A 24,465-nucleotide genomic window follows, 5' to 3' on the forward strand; every position below is an offset into this window, starting at 1 on the left:
GTCCGATCAACCCGAGGTCAACAAGAACGCCAGTGGACCGAGCGTCACGATCATGCCGACGACCACCGCGATCACGAAACTCGTGATGTCGTCCGTCTTGCGCAGAACTCGCACGACGGCCACCAAGCCGACGATCACGATCAGCGCGAGCACCAACGCCACCCACGGCAGCATGTCCCACAGCTTCTCGAAGCCCTTGAACATCGCGCCGCCGACGATCAGTGCAACAACCACCTGACCGGCAAGCACTGCCCATTCACGGATCGAGTTACGCTCGCCTGCCTCTTCCGCTGCCGGTTCGGCTTCGACATCGGACTCCGCGACGGCACTGGACTTTTTTGCACCGTCATCGACTGCCGGCGCCTTGACCAGATCGACCACGGCGGTCGATTCGGCCTCGCCGGCATCCGCGTCTGCGATCTTGTCGATCAGTTCGGTGCTCTCTTCCGGCGCGGCCGGAGCAGGAGCAGTCGGTGCAGGTGCCTTCACGACGGGAGTGGGGACACGCGGCGGCAGGATCGGCGGACGCAACGACGGCGACTGGGTTGCGGCGCGCTCCTGACGCATCAAGTCGCCCGCCAGGGTCTGACCCGACAGCAGTGCTGGTTCCTGCGTTACCTGCGTCGGTGACGAGGAGTTGAGCGGTGCCCGGCTCACCCACTGTCCGGGCGAGGACTTCGAGGTCTGTCCCGGCGAAGGTGTGGAAGTCGGCTTCGGAGTGGTGACCGGCGGTGTGGCAACCGGCTTCGACTCGGCCTTGGGTGCCTGCGGCTCGTCATCGTCATCGTCGTCGTCGAACGAGACGGCGAAGGCGGCGGTGCGGTCGGCGGGAACCTTCGGTGCCGGTTCGGCTGACTTGGCGGTTTCCGCGACAGCCTCGGCCGGCGCAGAAGGTGCAGCGTTTTCTGGCGCAGCTGCTTCAGGCTGGGCTGCTGGTTCGTCCGACTCTGGCTCGGCGGCCGCGCGCGATCCCGACTGGCGAACGATCGGGATCTCACCCGTCAGTTCGGCGACGGAGATGCCACCGGCTACGCCGCGCCGGCGTCGTCCACCTCGGGATTCGACGCTCTGACCGTTCCGCTTGAGCAGTTCCGCTACGGAAATCTGCTGACTGTCCTCGGTCATCAAGCACTCACCACCAATTCACCGCCCATTTCTGTGTCGAGCTTTCGCAGAATCAGACCCTCACGCAGTGCCCAGGGACAAATTTCCAGTTCGTCCACTCCGAGCGCCCGCATGGTTGCCTCTGCGATGAGCGCGCCGGCCACAATCTGCTGTGACCGATCCGAGCTCACTCCTTCCAATTCTGCACGGTCCGCTGCCGTCATCCTGGATATGAAGGCTATGAGTTGCCTGAGTCCGCTGGAAGTCAGGGTCCGTTTTGCCCGGGGGCCTGCGGCAGAAGGGGCCGCGCCGGTGAGCCGAGCCAACGATCGGAAGGTCTTCGAGGTCCCGACCGTGCGGTCCCAGTCGCCGGCGGCGCGCAGTTCCTTGGCTGGTCCGACCAACTCCGCGTCCAGCCAGTCGCGCAATACAGCGACCCGGCGCTTGCCCGGCGGATCAGCCTGTAGCCAGTCGCGCGTCAACCGTCCCGCACCGAGTTGCAGTGAGAAGGCGACGTCCGGATCCTCGTCACCACCTGCGGTGAGTTCGAGCGAGCCGCCGCCGATGTCCAGGTTCAGGATGCGTCCGGCGCTCCAGCCGTACCAGCGGCGCACGGCCAGAAAGGTCAGGCGGGCTTCGTCGACCCCGGAGAGAACCTCGAGATTTACTCCGGTCTCGGCGCGGACGCGGGCGAGCACAGCTTCGGAATTATTGGCGTCACGGACGGCGGAAGTGGCAAAAGCCATCATTTCCTCGCATCCGGACGTCTTGGCGATACCGGCGAATTCGGAGACCGTCGACACCAAGCGATCGGCCCCTGACGTGGTGATATCGCCGCGGTCGTCAGTGTTTTCTGCCAGCCTCAACGTGGACTTGGTCGAGCTCATGGGTGTTGGGTGGCCGCCCCGATGGGCGTCCACAACCAATAGATGGACGGTATTGCTTCCGACGTCGAGTACCCCTAGTCGCACATCGCCACGTTACTGGGTCTACCGTCGGCCCTTGTGACAGCAGGTAACCCAGACCGGTCCCACAAGATGACTCCGAGCCCCGAGGTCGATCTCGATTTCCCGCGCGAATGGGTCGAATTTGTCGATCCGGACAACTCCGAGCACCTCATTTCCGCTGATATGACATGGTTGCTCTCGCATTGGACCTGCGTGTTCGGCACGCCGGCGTGTCAGGGCATCATCGGCGACCGCCCGGACGACGGCTGCTGCTCGCACGGCGCTTTCCTCTCCGATCAGGAGGATCAGGACAAGCTCGATGCGTCAGTGAAAATGCTCACAGCCGAAGACTGGCAGTTCATGGAAAAGGGTCTCGGCAAGAAGGGCTACGTCGAAGAAGACGACCTCGAGGACGAGCCCGCGCTGCGCACCCGCCGCTACAAAGGTGCATGCATCTTCCTCAACCGGCCGGGTTTTGCCGGCGGCGAGGGCTGCGCACTGCATTCCATGGCGCTCAAGAAGGGCATCGAGCCGCTCGAGGTGAAGCCGGACGTGTGCTGGCAGCTACCCATCCGCCGCACCCAGGACTGGGTCGACCGGCCGGACGGCGTTCAGATCCTCAAGACCACGATCACCGAGTACGACCGCCGCGGCTGGGGTGAGGGCGGCGACGACCTCGCCTGGTACTGCTCCGGCTCCCCCGACGCTCATGTCGGGGAGCGGCAGGTCTGGCAGTCCTACGGGCCGGAACTGACAGAGCTTCTCGGAAAGCGTGCGTACGACGAGCTGGCTCGCCTCTGCAGGCGTCGCGCCGGCCTCGGCCTCATAGCAGTCCATCCGGCGACCACGATCGCTCAGAACAAAGCTCAGGGCTGACTCCACGTAGACAAAAAGAATTCAGCCGCTCACACGATCGTGTGAGCGGCTGAATTCGTCTCGAGGTTCGATCACGCTTCGAGCTTGTAGCCCAATCCTCGGACCGTGACCAGGTGTTCGGGCTTGGCCGGATCCGATTCGATCTTCGAACGCAACCGCTTCACGTGTACGTCAAGAGTTTTGGTGTCACCGACGTAGTCGGCGCCCCAGACGCGGTCGATCAACTGTCCACGGGTCAGCACCCGGCCGGAGTTGCGGAGCAGGTACTCGAGGAGGTCGAACTCCTTGAGCGGCAACGTCACCGGGTTACCGGCAACCTGTACGACGTGGCGCTCGACGTCCATCCGCACCGGTCCGGCCTCGAGCACCCCGTTGTCGGAGGCGAGATCCGCCTCGTTCTCCACCCCGCGACGCAGCACCGCACGGATGCGGGCAATCAGCTCGCGCGCCGAATACGGTTTGGTCACATAGTCGTCCGCGCCGAGTTCCAGGCCGACGACCTTGTCGATCTCACTGTCACGCGCCGTCACCATGATGACGGGAACCCCGGAGCGCGACCGCAGCGCCTTGCAGACGTCCGTGCCACTCATGCCGGGCAGCATGAGGTCGAGCAGGACGATGTCCGCTCCGGAGCGATCGAATTCCGCCAACGCCGACGGTCCGTCGTTGACGATGGTGGTCTCGAAGCCCTCCTTGCGGAGCAGGAACGCCAGCGGGTCCGCCAAGGACTCCTCGTCCTCCACGATCAGCACACTCGTCATCGTTTGGCCTCCATGCCGTTTTCTCTACTGCCTTGTTCTCGTCTGCCGATCCGCGTGGAACCGGCGGTTCCCGCGTCGTCAGAGTCGATGTCGTCGTCCGACTCCACGTGTGCCGGTATCTGCAACGTGAAGGTAGACCCTGTTCCCGGTTTGCTCCACAGTTCGATGGAGCCGTTGTGATTGGCCGCGACGTGTTTGACGATCGCCAGCCCCAGACCGGTTCCGCCGGTCTGCCGTGACCGCGCCTTGTCCACGCGGAAGAATCTCTCGAACACTCGCTCCTGGTCCGCTTTCGCGATGCCTTCTCCTCGGTCGGTGACCGCGATCGCGACATTGTCGCCGCGTACCGACCGACTGACGGACACCGGAGAACCCTTGGGCGAGTATGCAATAGCGTTCTCGATGAGGTTGGACAATGCTGTGACGAGGAGAGTCTGATCCCCGAGTACTTCCAGCCCACTCGGATGGTCTGTGGTGACGGTGATCCCGGCGGCCTCGGCCGACAGATTCGACCTCGACAGTGCCTCGGACACCACGGTGTCGACGTCGACCACGTCGAGATCCGGCAGCTTCTCGGCGCCCTGGAGGCGCGAGAGTGCGATCAACTCGGTGACCATCTTGCCCAGACGAATCGACTCGCCCAGCACCCGTTCGCCGAAGTGCCGCACCGATTCCGGGTCGTCAGCAGATTCGAGCAGTGCCTCCGCGAGCAAACTCATCGCACCGACCGGCGTCTTCAGTTCGTGGCTGACGTTCGCGACGAAATCGCGTCGCGTCGCCTCCATGCGGACCTGCTCGGAATCGTCGTCGGCGAACAGGACCACGAAATTGCGATCGTCCTTGCTGAGCAACCGGGCCGTGCCACGTACCGCGATCTTGTCGCGGCCGCGCTGAGCGGTCTGCGCCGTCAGATCGACCTCGACGGCTTGGCCCGTCCGCAGAACTTCCTGAGCAGCCCGCCATGCTCTCTCGTCGACCAGACGATTCTTGACAAGGCCGAGTTCCTCGGCGCGAGGGTTGAAGAGCACGACGTCGTGGAAACCGTCGACGACGGCGATACCGCTTTCCGAAGCCAACACGATGAGGTCGAGAACCTGAGACATCGTCAGCCCGGTCTGTTCGTCCGAGCGCTGACTCTGGCGCGACGACAGCCTGGGTACCAGCACCCCGCCGACGAGGTAGCCGACCAAACCGGCGACCACGACCAGCAGCACTGCAATCACGACACTCACGGCGCAATCGTACGTTCGCGCGAAGTGTCGGTTACGGCGGGTTCGGACGTTCCCGCCCGCGTAATCCGCCAGGTGGACGGCGTTGGTTCGTCGTTCATCTGTTGTTGGCCGAGGCCCCCCGAAAACACTGTTCGGGGGGCCTCGACGCACATCATCGGGTTGCTACTTTCCGCCCTGATTCGCCACCGCGGCGGCGCCGGCAGCTGCGGCCTCCGGATCCAGGTAGGTGCCGCCGGGATTGAGCGGCTTCAGGTTCTCGTCGAGGTCGTAGCGCAGCGGGATTCCGGTCGGGATGTTCAGGCCCGCGATGTCCTCGTCCGAGATGCCGTCGAGGTGCTTGACCAATGCACGCAGCGAGTTGCCGTGTGCGGTGACCAGCACGTTCCGGCCGGCGAGCAGCTCCTGGGAGATGGTGTCCTCCCAGTACGGGATCAGACGCTTGACGACGTCGAGCAGGCACTCGGTCAAGGGAACCTCGTCGAGGTTCGCGTACCGGGGATCGGTGTCCTGGCTGTACTCGCTGCCGGCTTCGATGGCGGGCGGCGGGGTGTCGTAGCTACGACGCCAGAGCATGAACTGCTCGTTTCCGTACTCTTCCTTGGTCTGCGCCTTGTTCTTGCCCTGCAGAGCGCCGTAGTGGCGCTCGTTGAGACGCCAGTCGCGCACTACCGGGATCCAGTGGCGATCGGCGGCGTCGAGTGCGAGGTTGGCCGTGCTGATCGCGCGGCGCAGCAGAGACGTGTAGAGAACGTCGGGCAACAGGTTGTGCTCGGCGAGCAGTTCGCCGGCGCGCTTGCCCTCGGCCATGCCCTTGTCTGTCAGGTGTACGTCCACCCAGCCGGTGAACAGATTGAGTGCATTCCATTCGCTCTCGCCGTGGCGGAGCAGGACCAGGGTTCCGATACTCATGGCGTTCATCCTGGCACGAGTACCGGAACCCTTCTTGATCAACCCTGTCCGGAAATCAGCTCGGGGCTACTTCCGCAGTTCGCAGATCCTTGCGGAGGATCTTTCCGGCCGCGGATTTCGGCACGGTACTGATGAACGAAACCTGGCGAACCTTCTTGTGCGGCGAGACGCGCTCGGCGACGAACGAGATCACGTCGGCTTCGGTCAACTCGGCGCCGTCCTGGAGCACGACGAATGCCTTCGGGACCTCTTCGCCCTCTGCGTCGAGCACGCCGATCACGGCGGCGTCGGCGATCTGCGGGTGGGTCAGCAGCAAGGCCTCGAGTTCCGCCGGGGGAACCTGGTAGCCCTTGTACTTGATCAGTTCCTTGAGGCGGTCGACGATCTTGACGACGCCGTCGCCGTCGACGGTCGCAATGTCACCGGTGTGCAGGTAACCGTCGTCGTCGAGGGTGTCCTTGGTGGCCTGGTCGTTGCCGAGGTAGCCGAGCATGATGTTCGGGCCCTTGCACCACAGTTCGCCGGGCTCGCTGACGCCGTCCGAGCCGAGAGCCGGGTACGCGACCTCTTCGCCCGTTCCGGGGTCGACGAGCTTGCATTCCATGTTGGCGATGGTCGGACCGCACGTGTCGAGGGCGATGTCGTCACGATCGAAGGGGATCGCGTGCGAGACCGGGCTCATCTCGGACATGCCGTAGCCCTGGCGGACGTGGCAGTTCAACCGGTCGGCGACGGCCTTGCCGAGTGCCGCGTCGAGCGGGGCCGCACCGGAGAAGATGGTGTGCACGCTCGAGAGGTCGTACTGATCGACGAGCGGGTGCTTTGCCAGCGCGACGGCAACGGGCGGTGCGACGAAGATGTACGTCGACTTCTGCTCGGCGACGATCCGCAGGAACTCGACGAGATCGAACTTCGGCATCGTGATGAGGCTCGCGCGGCGGTAGAGCGCAGCGTTGAGCAGGACAGTCATGCCGTAGATGTGGAAGAACGGCAGGACCGCGAGAATCTTGTCGTCGGTCTCGATGCCCATCCGCGGAATGATCTGGCAGACGTTGGCCACGAGGTTCCGATGGGTCAGCATGACCCCCTTGGGTCGGCCGGTGGTGCCAGACGAGTACGGCAGCACCGCGAGCTGGGTGGCCGGATCGAAGGAGACCTCGGGCGCCGCTGCGCCCTCGCCGAGCAGATCTCGCAGCGACAGATGGCCTTCGGCACCGTCGAGCACGAAGACGTTCTCAGCCGGGATACCGACCAGGTCAGCAGCTGCCTTTGCCTGAGGCAGGAGCGGCGAGACGGTGAAGAGGAACTTGGCCTTGGAATCGGTGAGCTGCTTGGCGATGTCCTCGGCGGTGTAGAGCGCGTTGATCGTGGTCGCGACGCCACCGGCACGAAGGATGCCGTGGAAGACGGAACCGAAGGCCGGGACGTTGGGCGAATGCAGCCCGACCACGTCGCCGACGGCGAGTCCGCGCGCTGCGAGAGCGCCTGCAACGCCGTTGATCTGTGCGATCAGCGAAGCGTATGTGGTGACTGCGCCCGAACTGCCCTCGACGAATGCCGTCTTGTCGAGGTCTGCGGGGTCGGTATTTCCGAACAGGAAGTCGTAGACGCTGAGGTTGGGGATTTCAACGTCGGGGAACGGACTCTTGAAGCTCACTGTGCTCCTCGAAAAGTTGCGCGGCGGGGTGGTGTGACCAACTTACTGTGACTCACGGGAACAGTATTATTCCGTGACGACAGTCACAAGTAAAGGCCACTTTACGTGACACATCCGCGATGTGTCTCACCCCGCTCGATCAGCTCTGCGCGGGCTCTTCCTCGATGAGGTGCTTGAACGGTTCGAGATTCGCCAGCGACTCGCCTCGCGACACCCGCCACGCCCACTCACGCTTGATGGAAGAGGAAAAGCCGAGTTCGAGGATGACGTTGAAATCGCCGTCGGCGGCTTCGAGAACCTGACCGAGCACTCGGTCGAGTTCATCGCCGGTCACGGCATGCTCCGCGATCTTGCCGACCAGGTAGATGTCCCCGACCTTGTCGAGTGTGTACGCCACCCCGTACAGACGGCGGTTGCGCTTGAGCAGGAACTTGTAGACGCCTTCGAAGTTCTCGTCCACCTTGCGGCACACGAAGGCCTCGACCCGCACACCGTGATTGCCGACGGTGAGCAGAGTCGACGTCTTGAGTTTGTGTTCACCGGGAAGTTCGACGATGAAATGCGCGTCGTCTTTTCTGGTGAATTCGAGTTCGCGCTCGGTGAGGGCCTGCTCGATGGTGTCCGAAATGCTGCTCATGTACGCACTCCCCCGGTCCGGCGCAGACGCCACAGACCCCGCGCACGGCGGGGCGAGAAGTCGCTTGGACCGGTTCCGTTGTTGTAGTTGACTGCGGCTTTGCGATAGCTCTCGAGCAAACCGTCCGCGGTGTGTTCCCACGAGAAATTCTCGGCGTGACGCGGTGCCTGCGCGGCGAGTTCGGCCAAGCGCGTCGGCGCTGTCACCAAAGATTCGAGGGCGCCGGCCCAGTCTTCGGTGCGGTGTCCTTGAACCAGCAGGCCTGTCTCCCCGTTGCGTACGGCTACTCCCAGTCCGCCGACGTCGGCGGCGATCACGGGAGTTCCGCAGGCTTGAGCTTCGATGGCGACCAACCCGAAGGACTCCGAATAGCTCGGCACCGCAACCAGATCCGAGGCACGGTAGACATCGGCGAGACGCTCCGGTGCCTGCGGTGGCAAGAACGTCACCTGCGCGGTGATACCGAGTGATCGTGCAAGTTCGATCAGCACGTCCGGCCGCGCGAGGCCGGTTCCGGACGGGCCACCGACGACGAGGATGCGCAGCGGCAACCCGGGGCTGCGGCTGATCACTTCGGCGGCAGCACGCAGCAGAACGTCCGGCGCTTTGAGCGGTTGGATGCGGCCGACGAAAGTCACGACGATCTCGCCCGGGTCCAACCCCAACGACGCGCGGGCTGAATCGCGATCGCCCGGTCGATAGCGGGTGAGATCGGCGCCGGGAGCCACGACGTCGATACGCGTGGGATCTGCGCCGTACAACTCGTGCAGCGCCTTGGCTTCGTCGGTGGTGTTGGCGACCAGGCGATCGGACTCGGCGACTACTTGCTGCTCGCCGATCTGACGTGCTGCCGGCTCCGGGGTGTCTCCCTCGGCAAGCGAAAGATTCTTCACCGCCGCGAGGGTGTGTGCAGTGTGTACGAGGGGAACGCCCCAACGGTCGCGAGCCAGCCAGCCGACCTGCCCGGACAACCAGTAGTGCGAGTGGATCAGGCTGTAGTACCCGGGCTCGTGTCGCGCTTCCTCCCGTAGAACGCCCGCGACGAAGGCACACAGTTGAGTCGGCAGATCCGCCTTGTCCAGCCCTTCGAAGGGACCAGCTGCAATGTTCCGAACCCGCACTCCGGGAGCGGCGTCCACCACGGGTGCGTCGGCCGAGGACGTCGCGCGGGTGAATATCTCCACCTCGACGCCACGTTTGGCGAGCTGAATCGCGGATTGCAGAACGTAGACGTTCATCCCACCCGCGTCACCGGTGCCGGGTTGCGCCAATGGCGAGGTGTGGACCGAGAGAACGGCCACCCGGCGAGGGCGCGAAATGTGCATGGGCGTCACGACTCCATACTGCCCCCTCACCGGGCGCGAACTCTAACCGAGGCTCGAGATGAAGGTTCGCACTTCGGACACGAATCGTGTCGGATCCTCCACGAACGGGCCGTGATTGCAGCCTTCCCAGTACGACGCCTGGGACTTGGGAATCAGTTCCTCGGCGTGCTTACCTGCACTCACGTCGACGACGGAGTCCTCGGTTCCGTGCAGAACGAGAACGGGGATATCCAGGTTGCGAAGCAAGTCGTCGTGACCGACAGCACGGTTGAACAATGCTGCTCGTACCCGCGGACGGGTCGAGAGGCTGTACCCGAACAAGGCCTGCGACGCTGCGCCCTTGCCCTCGGGTGGGCCGGTGAGAGCGTTGCCGAAAGCGCCGAGTGCCCTGATCGCCTCGCGGGGATCTTCGGACATCGCGCCGGGAACCGCGCTACGCATCGCCGAGCCGACCTTGCCGCCCTTCTCACCGCGGCCGATGCTGGTGATCGCACCGACCAGAACCGCACCCGCCACCGCACCGGTTCCGTGCGCTGCCAGATAATCGCAGATCACCAGACCTCCGTACGACCAGCCGAGCAGTATCGCGTTCTCGGTAGCGCCTTCTGCCGCGAGAACAGCCGCGACGTCGCCGGCCCAGTTCGCGGAGTCGTCGTATCCGGTTTCGGGAGCATCGGAGTAACCGTGGCCGCGCAGATCGACAGCGATCAGGCGGTAGTCCGCAGCCAGGTCCGCGAGGACCTGCTCGCCCCAGCACTGCGACGACTGAGCCCAGCCGTGCAGCAGCACCAGCGGGGTCCCCGCCGAATTTCCGGTTACTCGATAGACGATGGACGTGCCGTCGACGCTGACGGCTTCACGAATAGACATGCCGTCACGATAGAGGCTGCGACTGCAGCGCCGACCGCGAGCATGTACGCCGACGGGACGCCGTAGCGGTCGATCAGTTGCCCGGCCAGCGCAGACCCGAGCGCCACGCCGACGCCGAGGCCGGTGACCGTCAGGGTCATTCCCTCCGTGAGCTTTTCCGGGGGGACGATCTGTTCGACCAGGGCTGTCGCGATGATGAGCGTCGGTGCGACGGTCGCGCCCGCCAGCACGTATGCGCCCGCGAGTGCGGCCACGTTTCCGACCAGGAGAAGCGGGACGCTGAGAACGGCGACCGCGGAGGACGCGATCATCAGTTGACCGCGCAGCGATCGCGCCGGGTGCATCGACCCGAAGATCAGTCCCGCGATTCCCGAGCCGCCGGCGAACAGCGCGAGGACCAGCGTCGCGGATCCCGGCGAATTCTGTTCCTGGGTGAACGCGATGGCGCCGACGTCGATGACGCCGAAGATCGTTCCGAGCATCACCATGATCACGATGACGATCCACATCACGTGATTACCGAGAACCGACCGTCCGCGGCCGGGTCGGCGCGGATGCACCTTCGGTTCGGTTCCGCGCTGTATGACCAGCAGCAGGGTTCCGGTGACCAGCAGAATCAGTCCCGCCAGGGGTCCCGCCTCGGGAAAGAGCCCGATGCTCAGGCCGACCGAAATGACGGGGCCCGCCACGAAACAGAGTTCGTCCACCACGGATTCGAAGGCGAAGGCGGTGCGCAGCTGAGGTTTTCCGACATAGATCGCCACCCACCTGGCGCGGATCATCGCGCCGATCGTCGGGGTGGCGCCGCCGGGGACGACCAGAACGAAAAGCAGCCAATCGGGAGCTTCCATCCGCACTGCGAGCAAGAGCGCCCCGATCGCCGTGACGCTCACGGCTGCGGCAATCGGCAGGACCGCACGCTGGCCGAAGCGGTCGACCGCACGTGAGACCGCGGGCGCGATGATCGCCGACGAGAGCGCAAAAACCGCGGCGAGCGCGCCGGCGAGCGCGTAGTCACCACGAAGTTGCGAGATCATCGTCACGATTCCGATGCCGATCATGGCGATCGGCAGCCTTGCGACAAATCCGGCGGCTGAGAAGGCGACCGATCCGGGGGCGGCAAAGATCTCGCGGTAGGCGCTCAGCAGGCCTTTGTTGGTGGATTCGCTCATGTCAGCTTCTCGTGCACTGAACAAGGTTCACAGAGCCGAGGCCGACTCGACAAATCGTTTTCACTGTGCGCTCGGGTTGACCTGTCGGTAACTTGCCTTACGATTGCGCGAATGAGTGTCCTGGTGTGTTTCCACGCCCATCCCGATGACGAAGTTTTCACTACGGGTGGCGTGATGAGAATGGCCGCCGACGCAGGTCACCGCGTCGTAGTCGTCACCGCTACCGACGGTGCTCTCGGTGAATTCCCCGACGGCCTGTTGGACGAATACGAGACGTTGGCTCAGCGCCGCAGCCGTGAACTCGAGGCGTCCACCGACGCGTTGGGCGCCAATCGCGTCGTGTCCCTGCATTACCCGGATTCGGGGATGGTGGGTACGCCCGAGAACGAGAATCCGGAAGCGTTCTGCAACGTCGACGTCGAGAAGGCCGCCGAGCGTCTTGCCGAGGTTCTTCGTGAAGAGAACGCCGATGTCCTGACCATCTACGACCCCAACGGCGGATACGGGCACCCGGATCACATCCAGGTCCACCATGTCGGCGTCCGGGCCGCAGAACTCGCAGGCACGCCGTTCGTCTACGAGGCGTCCACCAACCGCGATCACATGAAGATGCTGATGCAGGCCAACCCCGAGTGGACCGAAGAGGCGCAGCCGCCGGACATCGAATCGTTCGGGCTTCCGGCAGACCAACTCACCACCGCCGTCGATGTCAGTTCGGTGATCTCGTCCAAGCGCGCGGCCATGTACGCACACGCGACGCAGGTCGGCGATTTCGGCCCGTTCCTCGAAATGCCGACGGAGCAGCTCGCCGCGGCATTCGGCACCGAGTGGTTCCGTCGCCGCAACGCGCCGGAAGGTCTGTCCGAAACCGCCCTTCCCCTCTGAAGTCACCGCCCTCGATAAACCGAAGTCCCGACGGAGGTTTCGGCGGCTCGTTACCATCGGTAGGCATGGACCTCGAACAACTTGTCGCGAGCATGCCTTTTGCAGTTCACACCGGAATTCAGTTGGACAGCGCGGCACCCGAACAGGTTGTCGGCCATCTGGATTGGGACAGCCACCGCACCACCGCCGGCAACGGAATGCACGGCGGCGCCTTGATGACGCTGGCAGACAGCGTCGGCGCCGTCTGTGCATTCCTCAATCTTCCGCCCGGTGCAAGCACTTCCACCACCAGTTCGTCGACCGTGTTCACTCGCGGGGTGCGCAAGGGCACGGTCACCGCAACCGCCCGGCCATTGCATGCGGGGCGCAGCACCGTCGCGGTCGTGACCGAGATTCGCGACGACGAAGGCCGCCTCGTCGCTCAGGTCACCGCATCACAGGCAGTATTGGGACCGTGAAGCGTCCCGCGTACCGCGCCTCGGGTGCCACCCTGCCGTACGGCAATCTGCTTGCCTCCCATGATGTTGCGATGGAGGGTTACTTCTGGCGATTCACGATGCCAGGCAGCGGACGGGTGGTGATCGCGCTCGCCGGAATCAACAAGTCCGACGGCGGCAACTGGTCGACGCTCGGTCTCGCGGCGCATCCAGGCGGATTCCTCCGTACCGCCGAACATCCGAGCGGATCGGCCGATCCACGGATCCTGGGGGCCTACGCCGACAACGCTTTCCGCGGCAATGCCGATCGACTGCAGGTCGATTTCGGCGACAGCCATCTCGACGTGCGGATCAGCAATCAGCGATTCTGGCCGCATCGACGCTTCGGGGGATCGAGCTACTTCCAATCAGTTCCCGCACTCAATCAATACTGGCATCCGTGGCTGCTCGGCGGCCGGGTCGAGGGAAGCGCCGTCATCGACGGGCAGAACTGGGATCTCACCGGGGCACAGGTGTACGGCGAGAAGAACTGGGGAAAGGGAGGATTCCCGGAATCCTGGTGGTGGGGACAGGCACAGGGGTTCACCGATCCTCGAGCCTGCGTGGCGTTTGCCGGCGGCCAGGTCAGCGCCGGACCTCTGCGCACCGAAGTCACCGCCGTCGTTGCCGCGCTACCGGACGGAACGGTATTGCGGCTGGGTAATCCGCTGACGTCACAGGTGGAGACGACGGTGTCCGACGATCGCTGGACTCTTCGCGGCTACAGCCGGAAGTGGAGCGTCGACATCGACGGGACCGCGCCCATCGCCGACGCACATATTCTTCCTGTTCCGATACCTGCCGAGCGTCGAAACGTGCCAGGAGCGCTCGAGCATCTCGGTGGAACCATGTCGGTCATCGTCCGCCGGCGCGGCACCATAGTCTGGAAGGACAGGTCACGGTTGGCTGCTCTCGAGCACGGCGGATTGGATCGGGCGCAGGCCGAACTCACTCGACGGGAACAGCTCTCGCAAGATCGATGAGAGCGGAGGCCGCCGGATTCTTGCCGCCCGACGAACGCCAGACCAATTCCAGCCGAGATCGTGCTTCCGGTTCGAGATCGATCCGATGCAACTCCCCCACTGTCGACTCCGGAAGCACGGCCATTCCCAGCCCCTGCGCTGCCAATGAAACGATGATGCCGAGGTTGCTTGCCTCGAGCGCAACCGTCGGCTTGGTGCCGGCTGCGGCGCACGCGAAGTCCAGACACGTTCTGATGCCGGTTCCCTCCGGCAGACAGATGACCGATTGCGTCGCGAGTTCGGCAAACGGCAGAGACGACACCTCGGCCAGCGGATGATCCGCCGCCACTCCGGCCACCAGTCGTTCGTCGGTGATCACCCTCGATTCGAGCCCTTCCGGCAGCTTGCCCGCCACCCCGATGACGGCTATGTCGAAGGTTCCGTCCAACACTCCGGCAAGCAAACTGCGCGAATCGTCCTCGGCCAGCGAAATGTCCAGTCCGGGGTGTTTGTTGTGCAACCGACTGAGCAGATCTGTGAGGTCGGCGGAAGCGCAGGCGGTAACCATCCCGACCGAAACGGAACCCCGAACCAGTCCGTTCAAGGCATCGACAGCGTCGCGGGTGCTCTGAACGGAAGCAAGTGCAGCGTAGGCGTGCGGGAGGACAGCTCGCCCGGCGTCGGTCAGACAAACGGTTCGACCACTACGATCGAGCAATTCCTGCCCCAACTCACGTTCCAGCCGTTTGACCTGCGCACTCACACCTGGTTGGGCTACGTGAAGCCGCTCGGCGGCGCGAGTGAAGTTGGCTTCCTCCACTACCGTGACAAAGTATTCGAGCTGCCGAAGTTCCATAACTCCTGATTCTAGCTGCGAGACAAACTAGATCTTGGACTTATCGACGGCGGGCTAGAACGATGGAAGCATGACAACAAAAGATGACGTTCAGAAGGCCGGAACCCCGGAAGACATCGCAAAGCTTTTTGTGCAGTTCGCCAACGCTGGTGACGCAGACGCCGTCGCCGCACTCTACGAGGAGGATGCGGTGATGGCCTTCCCGCCCGGATCCCTCACGGTGGGCCGCCAAGCCATCCGCGAGGTGATCTCTCAGATGCTGGCAGCTGCACCGAGATTCACCGTCGAGGAATCTCTACCGACGGTGATCAGCGGCGACCTCGCCATGACCTCGACCAAACCTTCCGACGGAACCGGCGGGCGCACGCAGGTCGCGCGCCGCCAGTCCGACGGATCATGGTTGCGAGTCTTGGATCGACCGGAACTCTGACTACCCTCTTCGCAGTCAGACGGCCGACGCGCGACGCATGGCCGCAGCGGGATCAGCAAACAGTGAACTCAGTGACACGACCGTGGAAGCGTATTCCTGAACCCGATTACCGAAACCGGTGATTCGAATGTCCTTACGCTCCAACGAGGATGCCGTCGAGAAAGCCTCGGCGACATGGGGCACTCCGGCGGGATAGTCGGTGAATGCCTGACCACCCAGAATCACACGATCCGGGTTGAACAGGTCACGCAGCATTGCCACTGTCCGGCCGAGGACGCGTGCTCGATCAACCAGAAGTTCGTGTGCCGGAATGGAACCCGACGACGCAGCCCGGTAGACGTCCGCGATCGTGACTCGCTCACTGCCCTGGATCACTGCGCCCGAAGACAAAGCCTGCGCAACTACAGCGCGGTCACTGATCGTTGCTTCAAGGCAACCCACGGCGCCGCAGGTGCACCGTGCGGACGAACCCGTCGGAAGGTGCGCGATCGAACCGGGTCCGCTGGACGGCGTGTGCACTCGACCTTCGAAAGTGATTGCGATACCGGCAGTTTCACGGGCGTAGAAGTACAGCCCGGTAGTACCCGGCGTCGGGGCTTCGGCACGGTCGGTGCTGAGCAGAAGTTCCGACGCAGCCATCGCCTCGACGTGGGCTGCGACTGAGACGGGGAGATCCAAGCCGGCTCCGATGATGGATCCGACTTTGGCGCCCTTCCACCCCAGGCGCGGGTGATCGACTACTCCGGTCGCCGAATCGACGCGACCGCCGATGGCCACGCCGACGGCGAGTGGACGACGCTTGTGCCACCGTGAGGCAAACGATTTGGCCGAGCGCGCAATGGTGGCAAGCGCGACAGCAGAATTGGTGGCGGGAGTCGGAATCTCGACGGCGCCGAGCACCTTGCCACGAATGTCGCTTGCGATGATGCTGGTGACGACGGCACCGATATGAATGCCCACGGTCAAGTACGGCTCGTGATTGACCTCGAACGGAACCCGCGGACGCCCGATGGCGCCGGAGGCTGTCAAGTCTGCGCGTTCGCGCAGGATCCCGAGGTCCAGCAGGCTCGTGACCTGCCGGTTCACGGTGGCAATACTCAGTCCGGACGCTTTCGCCGCGGTATCGCGAGAGAGCGGTCCGCGGGACCGAGCAATGCGCAACACCGTCGCGGACGGTCCGTCGGCAATGCGCAGTTCGGGCACGACGATCTGGGTACGGGTCCGCGTTCCCGAGAGCGCGGTTCGCGATCGGATGTTCGGAATGGCGGAGATGGTGGGTGTCGACATGGCTGTCCCTTGCAGAAGGAGGAGAAGGCGCATATCTCTGTCGACCGCGAAATCAGCTTTTGCGCTGGTCAAGCGAAGAGAAAGACAGGAAAGGCGCAGAAATTAGCTGCAGAAAGAACGGCGGCGACAACACAGCTCTCGCGCCAAGGGCAGACGCGAACCAAGCGCAGCGGTCACATAGGTGACCCGCAAAGCGGCAGGCTGGTCGGTCGACATGGCTCCAAAAGTAGCAGCTTCACCGAGATTCACAAATCAGGTGCGGTAACGATCACACTGACCACAACCCTGTCGAGGCGGATTCTCGCGTGTTTGGGTGGGTGCACTCCCCACGAAAGGTGCACCATGTCTACAGCTTTCGCCAAGCCGACCCTCACGGACGCGGCATCAACGAACGGGGCGGCTGCCGGCGCCGCTCGCGGCACTGTCACCCCCCTCGGCGCGCATATCGGCGCCCGAATCGACGGAATCACTCTCGGCGAGCACCTCGATCCGGCGACGATCTCACTCATCCGACAGGCGCTTCTCGAACACAAGGTGATCTTCTTCCGCGGACAGAACCACCTCGACAACGATTCGCAGTACGAGTTCGCCCAGCTGTTGGGCACCCCGACCACTGCCCACCCCACGGTGAAGTCGCACGGCGCAAAAGTTCTGCCCATCGATTCGGACCTGGGCAAGGCCAACAGTTGGCACACCGACGTCACCTTCGTCGATCGCATCCCCAAAGCTTCGATCCTGCGCGCGGTGCAGCTGCCCGAATACGGCGGTTCGACGACGTGGGCGTCGGGGGTGGCCGCGTACAACGGACTGCCGGATCCACTCAAGGCGCTCGCGGAGAACCTCTGGGCTCGCCACACGAACGTCTACGATTACGCGGCCACCAGCGCCGAGCGTCTCACCGAAGATCGCACGGCCGCCTACCGCGAGGAGTTCCAGTCCACGTACTTCGAGACGGAGCACCCCGTGGTGCGTGTCCACCCCGAAACCGGAGAACGCACGCTCGTCCTCGGACATTTTGTCAAGAACTTCGTCGGGTTGAGCACCGAACAGTCGAACGGTGTGTTCAAGCTCTTGCAGGATCACGCCATCAAGCTCGAGTACACGACGGGCTGGAACTGGGAAGCGGGTGACGTCGCGATCTGGGACAACCGGGCCACCCAGCATTACGCGATCGCAGACTACGACAACCAGTACCGGCGTCTGGAGCGCATCACACTTGCCGGCGACATCCCGGTCAACATCCATGGGGAACGAAGCCGCAGTATCGCCGGCGACGCTTCCGAGTATTCGGTTATCGAAGGTGCAGTTGCGGCAGAAGGTGCCTCGAACAACTCATGACTCACGCAGATTCCGCCCTTCCGCCGCACGCGCGCGGTTACGAAGGCTTCGAGGGTCGAATCGGCCGAACCGCAGCCGATTCGACCCCGGCGTGGCCCACAGCCACGACCCCGGCTCTCGGGTCACCCAACATCGTCGTGGTTCTGATCGACGACATGGGATACAGCGACATCGGACCGTTCGGCTCCGAGATCGAGACTCCCACCCTCGACCGCCTTGCCTCGCAGGGCATTCGAATGACCAACTATCACACGACGCCCCTCTGCTCGCCGTCGCGCGCCGCGCTTCTCACCGGCCTCAATCCGCACCGCGCCGGGTACGGATTTGTTGCCAACGCCGATCCGGGATACCCCGGACTGCGTCTGGAATTGGCCGACGACGTCCAGACACTCCCCGAAATCCTCCGCGGCGCAGGCTATGCGACCTATGCGGTGGGCAAGTGGCATCTCGTGCGCGACGCAAACCTCGCCCCGGGACGAAGTCGTGATTCCTGGCCGACACAGCGTGGATTCGATCGCTACTACGGCTCACTCGAAGGACTCAATTCCTTCTATTACCCCAATCAATTGATCTCCGACAATTCTGTGGTCGACGTCGACGAGTATCCCGAGGGCTACTACCTCACCGACGATCTGACCGACAAGGCCGTCGGGTACATCAAGGACCTTCGCGCCCACGATCAGGACAAGCCGTTCTTTCTCTACTTCGCACACGTCGCCATGCACGGACCCTTACAGGCCAAGCCCGCCGATCAGGCGAAATACCGCGGTCGCTACGACGAGGGCTGGGATCGAATCCGCGAGTCGCGGTTCGCCTCTCAGCTACTGCAGGGACTCTTTCCGGAGGGGACACGACAGGCGCCGCGTAACTCCGAACCCGGATTCGACGTGCCCGAATGGGATTCGCTCACGCCGGAGGTGCAGTCTCGGTTCGCCCGCTACATGGAGGTGTACGCGGCGATGGTCGACTCGATCGATCAGAGCGTCGGACGCATCGTCGACACCCTGGACGAGCTGGGCGAACTCGACAACACGATCATCGTCTTCACCTCGGACAACGGCGGCACCGCCGAGGGCGGTTCGGACGGGACTCGAAGCTACTTCGCGCAGTTCGCGCATATTCAGGATCCGGACTGGGTGGGCGATGTCCCACACGACGAATCCCTCATCGGCGGACCTGAGTTGGGCGTGCACTATCCACGTGGATGGGGGCAGACGTCCAACACCCCCTTCCGGTTCTACAAAGGGCAATCCTTTGCCGGCGGGATCCGTGTTCCCTTCCTCCTGTCCTGGCCCGCGGGATTGAAACCCGAAGCGGGCGACAACGGGATCCGCGACCAGTTCGCGTATGTCACCGACCTGACGCCGACGCTTCTCGAACTGGCCGGAATCGAAACCCCCACCGTGCGAAACGGGCTGCCTGTCAAGGAGTTCGACGGCGCGTCGAGCGCGCCGGTTCTGCGTTCACCCACCGCTCCGAGTACCCACACCGAGCAGTACACCGAGGTGACCGGAATCCGCGGCTACTACAAGGACGGATGGAAACTGCTGGCGCTCGCTCCAGCTGACATCGACAAACCGCACTGGCAATTGTTCGACGTCCGAGCCGACCCGACCGAGCTCGACGACCTCGCATCACGGTTTCCCGACAAGGTTCGCGAACTCGCCGAGGCCTGGGACCACTCGGCGTGGGCGAACACCGTGTTTCCTCTACTGGGCAATACCGTCGGCGCGGTTCGCCGTCCGGAGGAGGAGGCACTCTCACGCCCGGTGCGACTACTTGCGGGAACGCCCCCACTGGAGCGCTACCGCTCATCCAAACTGATCGGGTTCCGTGACTTCGACATCACGATCGAACTCGACGGTTACCGCGAAGGCGACGCCGGCGTCCTTGTCGCCCATGGGGATCCACAAGGTGGATATCTTCTCTACGTCGAGGACGGCAACCTGCATCTCGGATACAACGCCTTCGGTTCCTACTCCGTGGTCGATGCGGGGCCATTGCCGTTCGGCACCAAGCGAATCGACGTGTCCGTGGCGGTGTTACCGCGGTTGCGTTGGGATCTCCACGTCAGCGTCGACGGCATTCACGCGGGCCAACTGCTCGGGCAAGTACAACTGGTCGGGATGGCGCCGTGGACCGGCATCTCGGTCGGGGTCGACGCCAGAGGACCTGTGTCGTGGGAAGTACGACGACGCCACGGACCATTCCGGTACAGCGGCGCGCTGCGCGCCGTCACCTACACCCCTGGCCCGGTCAAGGTACCGCGTCGTCACATCGAATCCATCGAACGGGAAGCAGAGTATGCCGCCGACTAGCCCTACGATTGCATCATGACCATTTCTTCCGATGCCCGCATCGCCGTAGTCACCGGAGCCAGCTCCGGAATCGGTGAGGCCACCGCCCGCACCCTGGCAGCTCAGGGATTCCACGTCGTGATCGGTGCTCGCCGCGTCGATCGTCTCGAGAAGATCGCCGAGGAAATCGGTGGTACCGCTCTCGAACTCGACGTCACCGACGAGGATTCCGTCGACGCGTTCGCGGCCGTGGTCCCCCGTGTCGACGTGTTGGTCAACAATGCGGGTGGCGCGAAGGGTCTGGCAACAGTCCTGGACGCCGATCTGGACGACTGGCGGTGGATGTGGGAGACCAATGTCCTGGGCACATTACGTGTGACGAAGGCACTGCTGCCCAAGCTGATCGATTCGGGTGACGGTCTGGTCGTGACCATCACCTCGGTGGCCGCGCTGGAGGCATACGACAACGGCTCGGGCTACACCACCGCCAAACACGCTCAAGCCGTCCTTCATCGGACATTGCGCGGTGAACTGTTGGGCAAGCCCGTTCGACTGACCGAAATCGCGCCGGGAGCCGTCGAGACGGAGTTCTCACTCGTCCGGTTCGAGGGTGATCAGGACAAGGCCGACAAGGTGTACGAGGGAATCACACCGTTGGTGGCGCAGGACATCGCCGAGATCATCGGGTTTGTCGCGTCGCGGCCGTCACACGTGAACCTCGATCAGATCATCGTCAAGCCGCGGGATCAGGCAAGCCCCGGTCGGTTCCATCGCACCACCAGCTAGTTCGAATCGCACCGAGCAGCTAGAGCCTCGGGCGAATCGACTGACGGAGGACGGAGTCGAGATTGCGTGCAATCTCGGCCTCCGTCACTTCCGCGGAAGCGCCGCGGGCACTCACGGTTTCACCCGCGGTGATGATGTACCGACCGTCGCCGGCATAGTCGTACCAGTGGAATGTTATTCCGTCGTCTGTCGGCCTGCTGTCGACGGCTCCTCCCGGGTATGCGGTGACTTCACCGATCGAGGTCCGCTCTCGGCCGAAGAATCTGCTCACTTCCTCGCTCCCGCGCGCACCGGCTGCGCTGCTCAGAAAGCTCTGCCTCCCGGCAGTTTTCGGCCTTTCGATGTTCAGGCCACGCTCCGATCCAGCGGGGCAGGTCGGCAGGTGATCGACGAGCATCCGCGGAATTGCCGATGGGCGTGCCACGGTGAAAACCACGTCGGAGCCACAGTCGACAGTCCTGCCGGGCAGTTGAGTCAGGAGCACACCCAGGTCGCCGGCAACAACACCGTGCAATCGCGTCACCGTACTCATCTTCTGCCCATGGAAACCGGAAACCTCCACACGAGCATCAGGATTCGCAAGAGCACCGAGAACGTGATGCAGCCGATCGTCGAGCACGGCAGACAGGTGCGCTCCCGCTCGACGTCGCGCCGCTGTCAACTCGATCATGGTGTCGGCCGCCGGACGAAACCGCAGCGGGTACGGGAGTCGGTCACGTCCGACCGCTTCCCAGAGAATCTGGAATTCGAGGCCGGTGAACTGCCATTGCATGGTGGTCATTCGCCCAGTACCGCCGGGGAGACCATGGGTAGGTCGCCGATCAGGGCGTTACCGTTCTCGACGGTGACGAGGTAGCCAGGGGTGTCGTGAACGTTGTCTTCGTCTTGCCCTTGCCCTCGTCCCGGTGCCATGCCGCCGACGCCACCCATCGCGCCCCGACCGCTCTGCGCGCCCGTCGCCGAAGTACCGCCAGTTCCGTTGACTCCCCCACGTCCGCCACCGGCGAGGCCACCGCCGCCGCCAGGGCCGCCAGGTCCGAGGGCTCCACCTGGCCCGAAGCCGCCGGTACCGATTCCACCGGCAGAACCTCCACCCGAACCGCTACCCACCAGGCCTGACGGCACGCCGGAACCGAGCTGAGCACCATTCGGAGTTGCACGGGCAAGGCCATCCGGCGCTGCACCGGCGGACAGTGGACCGGCATGTGCCGCGGTGGTCCCGGCCGGGCCGGAATCGTTTGCGGACCGGGCGGCGTCGGCACCGGAATTCCCTTGGGCGTCAACACCACTACGGTTGTCACCATTTCCGGAATTGGGGCCTAAAGGGTTCTGACCGGAACCGTCTCCGGCCGGATTTGCACCGCCGGAGTTTCCACCGTCCACTCCTCCACCAACTCCGCCACCCGACGCCGATGGCGCGCCGAGCCCGTTCCCCGTTCCCGAGGCCATACCTCCGCCGGAACCACCACCACCCAATGCGCCGCCACTTCCAGCCCCGCCACTTCCAGCCCCGCCACTGCCGGTGACCGGATTGAAAGCGGCCGGGAGGATCGGCACCTGGTCGTCCGCACGCTTCATGTACGGCAGATACACGTCCTTCATCACCTGGCGCGCTTGACGTTCGGCTTCTTCCGCTTCGTATTGGGCCTGCTTCCACGTAGCCCCGGGAACCAGGCTGAGAAACCTCTCGACCGTCGAGGCGCCGTCGGGTGCCGGAATCGAGCGTTTGGCCTCGTCGAGTGCGATCTTCGCCTCCTCGATCTTGTTCGAGATCAGATCGACCCGCACCTTCAGCTCACCAGCATCGGCCGAGTAGGCCAGCACTGCTTCCAACGCAGCCGAGCCGCCGCGCCCCTGCCAGCCTTCGGTGATTGCACCGTTCACATCGTTCTGGAACTTCCCGATGCCAGATTCCACCCGGCCGGCAATGGCCTTCCAGGCCTCACCGATTGCACTCAGGGTTGCCGGATTCATCTCGTTGACGTGGTCGAAGATTTCGGAGTGTGACATCGCATCGAAAGGATCGTCGTCCACGATTGCATGTTCGCTGTACTCGAGCGATGACGTCTGGGCCGTGAGGGCATCGCGCTCACCCCAGGCTCGTGCGCGCTCTGCATCGGCGTCGGCGGTCGCAACAGCCATCTCGTCGTCGAACGCGCCGCGGTCGTCGGTTACGGATTGCACCAGAGCAGATGTAGCGATTGCGCTCGCGATGGGAGCGCCGACAACTGGCAACGCCGCCACGCCGGACGGGACGGCATGCGTCGCTTCGGAGATCCTGCCAAGCACATCTTCCAGAAATGGAATGCCCACCGCTGCCCCCTGACGTCGAAATCCCCGTCAGACTCCCCCGAGCCGACAGCGCTTACCTGTATTGACGCAAGCAACGCCCGGATGGTTCCGCTCGTCGACGGATTTCTCGGTTCACAGCAGTACAGACTTACGCCAGTGCAGACATCGACTTCCAGGTCGGCAAATCGATCGCCCAGTCGTAGATGTCGCCGTCCGCAGGCGACAGGTCGATCGACGTGCCGGTCACCTCGACGGGGTCACCGTAGAGGGCGGTTCCGAAGTATTCCTGCGCGTCGGATGTCGACAGGTTGATGCAACCGTTCGTGACGTTCGACGAGCCCTGCACCCCGGTGGTCTCAGGATTGGCGTGGATGAATTCGCCGTTGTTGGAGATGCGCACCGCCCAACGCTCACGCACGTTCTCGTAGAACGGCGGATTGGACATCATGAAGTCTTCGTACTTCTCCGTCACCATGTGAATGCCGCTGCGCGTGACGTTTCGAGGTTCGTTTCCCTCGCCGTAGCTGACGGGAATGTCCATGATCGTCTGACCGTCACGCACCACCTGCATGCGGTGGCTCGGCGCGTTCGCCTTCACGATCTGGCTACGACCGATCGTGAAGTCGAGCGTGAGATCCTGGTCGCCGTAAGCGCCACCGCCGTAGTTCAAGCCGTAGAGCTTGGCGTCCAGATGGACAGTTGTGCCCGGCACCCAGTAATCGGCCGGACGCCAATGGGCCCGTGACCCGCCGTTGTCGTCGGCCAGCCATGCCCACGATCCGGCGGTGGGCGGCACGGTGGTCACGACAAGCGCCTTCTCGACGGCCGCCTTGTCGACGACGGAGTTGTCGAACTGCAACGTGATCGGTGCCGCGATTCCAACTTCCTGGCCGTCGGCGATGTTGAGGGTGGCGCCGGTGGTCGACTCCGGGGCGACCGTCGTAAAGCTCCCCTGCACTGGCACGGATTTGCCGTCGGTTCCGGTTGCCGAGCCCGACCACGAATACGTGGTGCCGTAGCCGAGTGCCTCACTGACGGTGAACGTCGTCTTGTCAGGCGAGAGTTGTCCGGCGACGGCCTTACCGGCCGCGTTGCTGAGATTGACGTCGGCCAGTGTTCCCTGGGTCACCGCAACCGAGACGGGCGCGACCGGGCTGACGTCTTTGGTACCGGGTGCCGGCGTCGACACCACGGTCGCAACAGGTGCTGGTTCGGCGGCCGCCGCACCGCCCTGTCCGTCCTTGCCACCGATCGTGCAGCCGACAGCGGCCACCATCACAGCGAGCATTACAGCTACCAACGCAACAAGACGCGAACGACTTCTCCGACCACCCAGCTCATGCACTTCAACAGGCTACCTGCGGGC

23 protein-coding genes are annotated in these 24,465 nt (G+C 63.9%); 8 read left to right on the forward strand and 15 right to left on the reverse strand.

The genetic code is table 11. The features are described from left to right. Nucleotides 1-6 precede the first annotated feature (6 nt). Complete coding sequence (locus EEB12_RS07390; RefSeq protein WP_042951192.1) at nt 7-1,125, reverse strand: hypothetical protein; 1,119 nt, start codon at nt 1,123-1,125, stop codon at nt 7-9. Beyond that, nucleotides 1,125-2,075, reverse strand: a complete 951-nt coding sequence (locus tag EEB12_RS07395) for a Ppx/GppA phosphatase family protein (protein WP_003941975.1) — start codon at nt 2,073-2,075, stop codon at nt 1,125-1,127. Before EEB12_RS07395 ends, EEB12_RS07390 begins: the two co-directional genes overlap by 1 nt. Nucleotides 2,076-2,141: 66 nt before the next feature. On the opposite strand from EEB12_RS07395, the gene EEB12_RS07400 reads away from it, so the two are divergent. After that, nucleotides 2,142-2,927: a hypothetical protein gene (locus EEB12_RS07400; protein ID WP_003941928.1), complete on the forward strand. Its 786-nt coding sequence runs from the start codon at nt 2,142-2,144 to the stop codon at nt 2,925-2,927. Between the two features lie 71 nt (nt 2,928-2,998). Here the strand turns inward: EEB12_RS07400 and EEB12_RS07405 are convergent, their stop codons facing one another. The 8 genes from EEB12_RS07405 to EEB12_RS07440 all read right to left on the reverse strand — a co-directional run bounded on the left by EEB12_RS07405 (nt 2,999) and on the right by EEB12_RS07440 (nt 11,490). Further along, nucleotides 2,999-3,688 carry a response regulator transcription factor gene (locus EEB12_RS07405; protein ID WP_003942020.1) on the reverse strand — a complete coding sequence of 230 codons (690 nt, stop codon included), beginning with the start codon at nt 3,686-3,688 and terminating at the stop codon, nt 2,999-3,001. Next, nucleotides 3,685-4,920: a sensor histidine kinase gene (locus EEB12_RS07410; RefSeq protein WP_019744391.1), complete on the reverse strand. Its 1,236-nt coding sequence runs from the start codon at nt 4,918-4,920 to the stop codon at nt 3,685-3,687. The genes EEB12_RS07405 and EEB12_RS07410 overlap by 4 nt, the downstream gene beginning before the upstream one ends. Nucleotides 4,921-5,082: 162 nt before the next feature. Then, entirely contained in the window at nt 5,083-5,838 is a 756-nt protein-coding gene (locus EEB12_RS07415) for a phosphoglyceromutase (protein ID WP_003941992.1), read from the reverse strand. Between the two features lie 46 nt (nt 5,839-5,884). Beyond that, on the reverse strand, nt 5,885-7,486 hold the full coding sequence (locus EEB12_RS07420; protein ID WP_029254834.1) for an AMP-binding protein: 1,602 nt from the start codon (nt 7,484-7,486) through the stop codon (nt 5,885-5,887). Between the two features lie 139 nt (nt 7,487-7,625). Then, nucleotides 7,626-8,123, reverse strand: a complete 498-nt coding sequence (locus tag EEB12_RS07425; RefSeq protein ID WP_003941943.1) for a YbjN domain-containing protein — start codon at nt 8,121-8,123, stop codon at nt 7,626-7,628. Then, a complete protein-coding gene (mshA, locus tag EEB12_RS07430; protein ID WP_020906764.1) occupies nt 8,120-9,448 on the reverse strand; it encodes a D-inositol-3-phosphate glycosyltransferase in 1,329 nt (442 codons plus the stop codon). Before mshA ends, EEB12_RS07425 begins: the two co-directional genes overlap by 4 nt. Before the next feature lie 42 nt (nt 9,449-9,490). After that, the gene (locus tag EEB12_RS07435) at nt 9,491-10,318 is read right to left on the reverse strand and encodes an alpha/beta fold hydrolase (RefSeq protein WP_258537346.1); all 828 of its coding nucleotides are present in this window, start codon (nt 10,316-10,318) and stop codon (nt 9,491-9,493) included. Next, the gene (locus EEB12_RS07440) at nt 10,264-11,490 is read right to left on the reverse strand and encodes an MFS transporter (RefSeq protein WP_020968925.1); all 1,227 of its coding nucleotides are present in this window, start codon (nt 11,488-11,490) and stop codon (nt 10,264-10,266) included. Before EEB12_RS07440 ends, EEB12_RS07435 begins: the two co-directional genes overlap by 55 nt. A 111-nt stretch (nt 11,491-11,601) precedes the next feature. Here EEB12_RS07440 and EEB12_RS07445 point away from each other — a divergent pair, with 111 nt between their 5' ends. The 3 genes from EEB12_RS07445 (at nt 11,602) to EEB12_RS07455 (ending at nt 13,834) form a co-directional block, all read left to right on the forward strand. Continuing rightward, nucleotides 11,602-12,375: a PIG-L family deacetylase gene (locus EEB12_RS07445; RefSeq protein ID WP_019744397.1), complete on the forward strand. Its 774-nt coding sequence runs from the start codon at nt 11,602-11,604 to the stop codon at nt 12,373-12,375. A 65-nt stretch (nt 12,376-12,440) separates the two neighbouring features. Beyond that, nucleotides 12,441-12,833 (forward strand): PaaI family thioesterase, encoded by a 393-nt coding sequence (locus EEB12_RS07450; protein ID WP_003942017.1) that lies wholly within the window; start codon nt 12,441-12,443, stop codon nt 12,831-12,833. Further along, a complete protein-coding gene (locus tag EEB12_RS07455) occupies nt 12,830-13,834 on the forward strand; it encodes a tocopherol cyclase family protein (RefSeq protein ID WP_019744398.1) in 1,005 nt (334 codons plus the stop codon). Before EEB12_RS07450 ends, EEB12_RS07455 begins: the two co-directional genes overlap by 4 nt. Here the strand turns inward: EEB12_RS07455 and EEB12_RS07460 are convergent. Continuing rightward, complete coding sequence (locus tag EEB12_RS07460; protein WP_141487571.1) at nt 13,800-14,669, reverse strand: LysR family transcriptional regulator; 870 nt, start codon at nt 14,667-14,669, stop codon at nt 13,800-13,802. The genes EEB12_RS07455 and EEB12_RS07460 overlap by 35 nt on opposite strands. Nucleotides 14,670-14,739: 70 nt before the next feature. Between EEB12_RS07460 and EEB12_RS07465 the strand changes: the two genes are divergently transcribed. Next, nucleotides 14,740-15,099 carry a YybH family protein gene (locus tag EEB12_RS07465; protein ID WP_020968921.1) on the forward strand — a complete coding sequence of 120 codons (360 nt, stop codon included), beginning with the start codon at nt 14,740-14,742 and terminating at the stop codon, nt 15,097-15,099. A gap of 15 nt (nt 15,100-15,114) precedes the next feature. Here EEB12_RS07465 and EEB12_RS07470 read toward each other — a convergent pair whose 3' ends face one another. Continuing rightward, nucleotides 15,115-16,386 carry an ROK family transcriptional regulator gene (locus EEB12_RS07470; protein ID WP_020906761.1) on the reverse strand — a complete coding sequence of 424 codons (1,272 nt, stop codon included), beginning with the start codon at nt 16,384-16,386 and terminating at the stop codon, nt 15,115-15,117. A gap of 342 nt (nt 16,387-16,728) precedes the next feature. Here EEB12_RS07470 and EEB12_RS07475 point away from each other — a divergent pair, with 342 nt between their 5' ends. From EEB12_RS07475 to EEB12_RS07485, 3 genes are read left to right on the forward strand one after another with little or no spacing between them, the layout of a single operon-like run. Further along, a complete protein-coding gene (locus EEB12_RS07475; RefSeq protein ID WP_141487572.1) occupies nt 16,729-17,724 on the forward strand; it encodes a TauD/TfdA dioxygenase family protein in 996 nt (331 codons plus the stop codon). Beyond that, nucleotides 17,721-20,042, forward strand: coding sequence for an arylsulfatase (locus EEB12_RS07480; protein WP_141487573.1), 2,322 nt, complete (start codon nt 17,721-17,723; stop codon nt 20,040-20,042). The genes EEB12_RS07475 and EEB12_RS07480 overlap by 4 nt, the downstream gene beginning before the upstream one ends. Nucleotides 20,043-20,057: 15 nt before the next feature. Further along, nucleotides 20,058-20,807: an SDR family NAD(P)-dependent oxidoreductase gene (locus EEB12_RS07485; RefSeq protein ID WP_003942076.1), complete on the forward strand. Its 750-nt coding sequence runs from the start codon at nt 20,058-20,060 to the stop codon at nt 20,805-20,807. A 19-nt stretch (nt 20,808-20,826) separates the two neighbouring features. Here the strand turns inward: EEB12_RS07485 and EEB12_RS07490 are convergent, their stop codons facing one another. From EEB12_RS07490 to EEB12_RS07500, 3 genes are all read right to left on the reverse strand, one after another. Continuing rightward, nucleotides 20,827-21,588, reverse strand: coding sequence for an ESX secretion-associated protein EspG (locus tag EEB12_RS07490; protein WP_029254829.1), 762 nt, complete (start codon nt 21,586-21,588; stop codon nt 20,827-20,829). Continuing rightward, nucleotides 21,585-23,120, reverse strand: coding sequence for a hypothetical protein (locus EEB12_RS07495; RefSeq protein ID WP_141487574.1), 1,536 nt, complete (start codon nt 23,118-23,120; stop codon nt 21,585-21,587). Before EEB12_RS07495 ends, EEB12_RS07490 begins: the two co-directional genes overlap by 4 nt. A gap of 127 nt (nt 23,121-23,247) precedes the next feature. Further along, nucleotides 23,248-24,444 (reverse strand): Ig-like domain-containing protein, encoded by a 1,197-nt coding sequence (locus EEB12_RS07500; protein ID WP_021333914.1) that lies wholly within the window; start codon nt 24,442-24,444, stop codon nt 23,248-23,250. Between the last annotated feature and the right edge of the window lie 21 nt (nt 24,445-24,465).

The sequence above is a fragment of the Rhodococcus sp. WS1 genome (assembly GCF_003797745.1).
GTDB classification, from domain to species: Bacteria; Actinomycetota; Actinomycetes; order Mycobacteriales; family Mycobacteriaceae; genus Rhodococcus_F; species Rhodococcus_F erythropolis.

Coding starts and splice junctions, on each gene's coding strand:
- EEB12_RS07390 (WP_042951192.1), bottom strand. CDS start 1,125: ATGACCGAGGACAGTCAGCAGATTTCCGTAGCGGAACTGCTCAAGCGG.
- EEB12_RS07400 (WP_003941928.1), top strand. CDS start 2,142: ATGACTCCGAGCCCCGAGGTCGATCTCGATTTCCCGCGCGAATGGGTC.
- EEB12_RS07405 (WP_003942020.1), bottom strand. CDS start 3,688: ATGACGAGTGTGCTGATCGTGGAGGACGAGGAGTCCTTGGCGGACCCG.
- EEB12_RS07415 (WP_003941992.1), bottom strand. CDS start 5,838: ATGAACGCCATGAGTATCGGAACCCTGGTCCTGCTCCGCCACGGCGAG.
- EEB12_RS07425 (WP_003941943.1), bottom strand. CDS start 8,123: ATGAGCAGCATTTCGGACACCATCGAGCAGGCCCTCACCGAGCGCGAA.
- mshA (WP_020906764.1), bottom strand. CDS start 9,448: ATGCACATTTCGCGCCCTCGCCGGGTGGCCGTTCTCTCGGTCCACACC.
- EEB12_RS07435 (WP_258537346.1), bottom strand. CDS start 10,318: ATGTCTATTCGTGAAGCCGTCAGCGTCGACGGCACGTCCATCGTCTAT.
- EEB12_RS07440 (WP_020968925.1), bottom strand. CDS start 11,490: ATGAGCGAATCCACCAACAAAGGCCTGCTGAGCGCCTACCGCGAGATC.
- EEB12_RS07445 (WP_019744397.1), top strand. CDS start 11,602: ATGAGTGTCCTGGTGTGTTTCCACGCCCATCCCGATGACGAAGTTTTC.
- EEB12_RS07450 (WP_003942017.1), top strand. CDS start 12,441: ATGGACCTCGAACAACTTGTCGCGAGCATGCCTTTTGCAGTTCACACC.
- EEB12_RS07460 (WP_141487571.1), bottom strand. CDS start 14,669: ATGGAACTTCGGCAGCTCGAATACTTTGTCACGGTAGTGGAGGAAGCC.
- EEB12_RS07465 (WP_020968921.1), top strand. CDS start 14,740: ATGACAACAAAAGATGACGTTCAGAAGGCCGGAACCCCGGAAGACATC.
- EEB12_RS07470 (WP_020906761.1), bottom strand. CDS start 16,386: ATGTCGACACCCACCATCTCCGCCATTCCGAACATCCGATCGCGAACC.
- EEB12_RS07475 (WP_141487572.1), top strand. CDS start 16,729: ATGTCTACAGCTTTCGCCAAGCCGACCCTCACGGACGCGGCATCAACG.
- EEB12_RS07480 (WP_141487573.1), top strand. CDS start 17,721: ATGACTCACGCAGATTCCGCCCTTCCGCCGCACGCGCGCGGTTACGAA.
- EEB12_RS07485 (WP_003942076.1), top strand. CDS start 20,058: ATGACCATTTCTTCCGATGCCCGCATCGCCGTAGTCACCGGAGCCAGC.
- EEB12_RS07490 (WP_029254829.1), bottom strand. CDS start 21,588: ATGACCACCATGCAATGGCAGTTCACCGGCCTCGAATTCCAGATTCTC.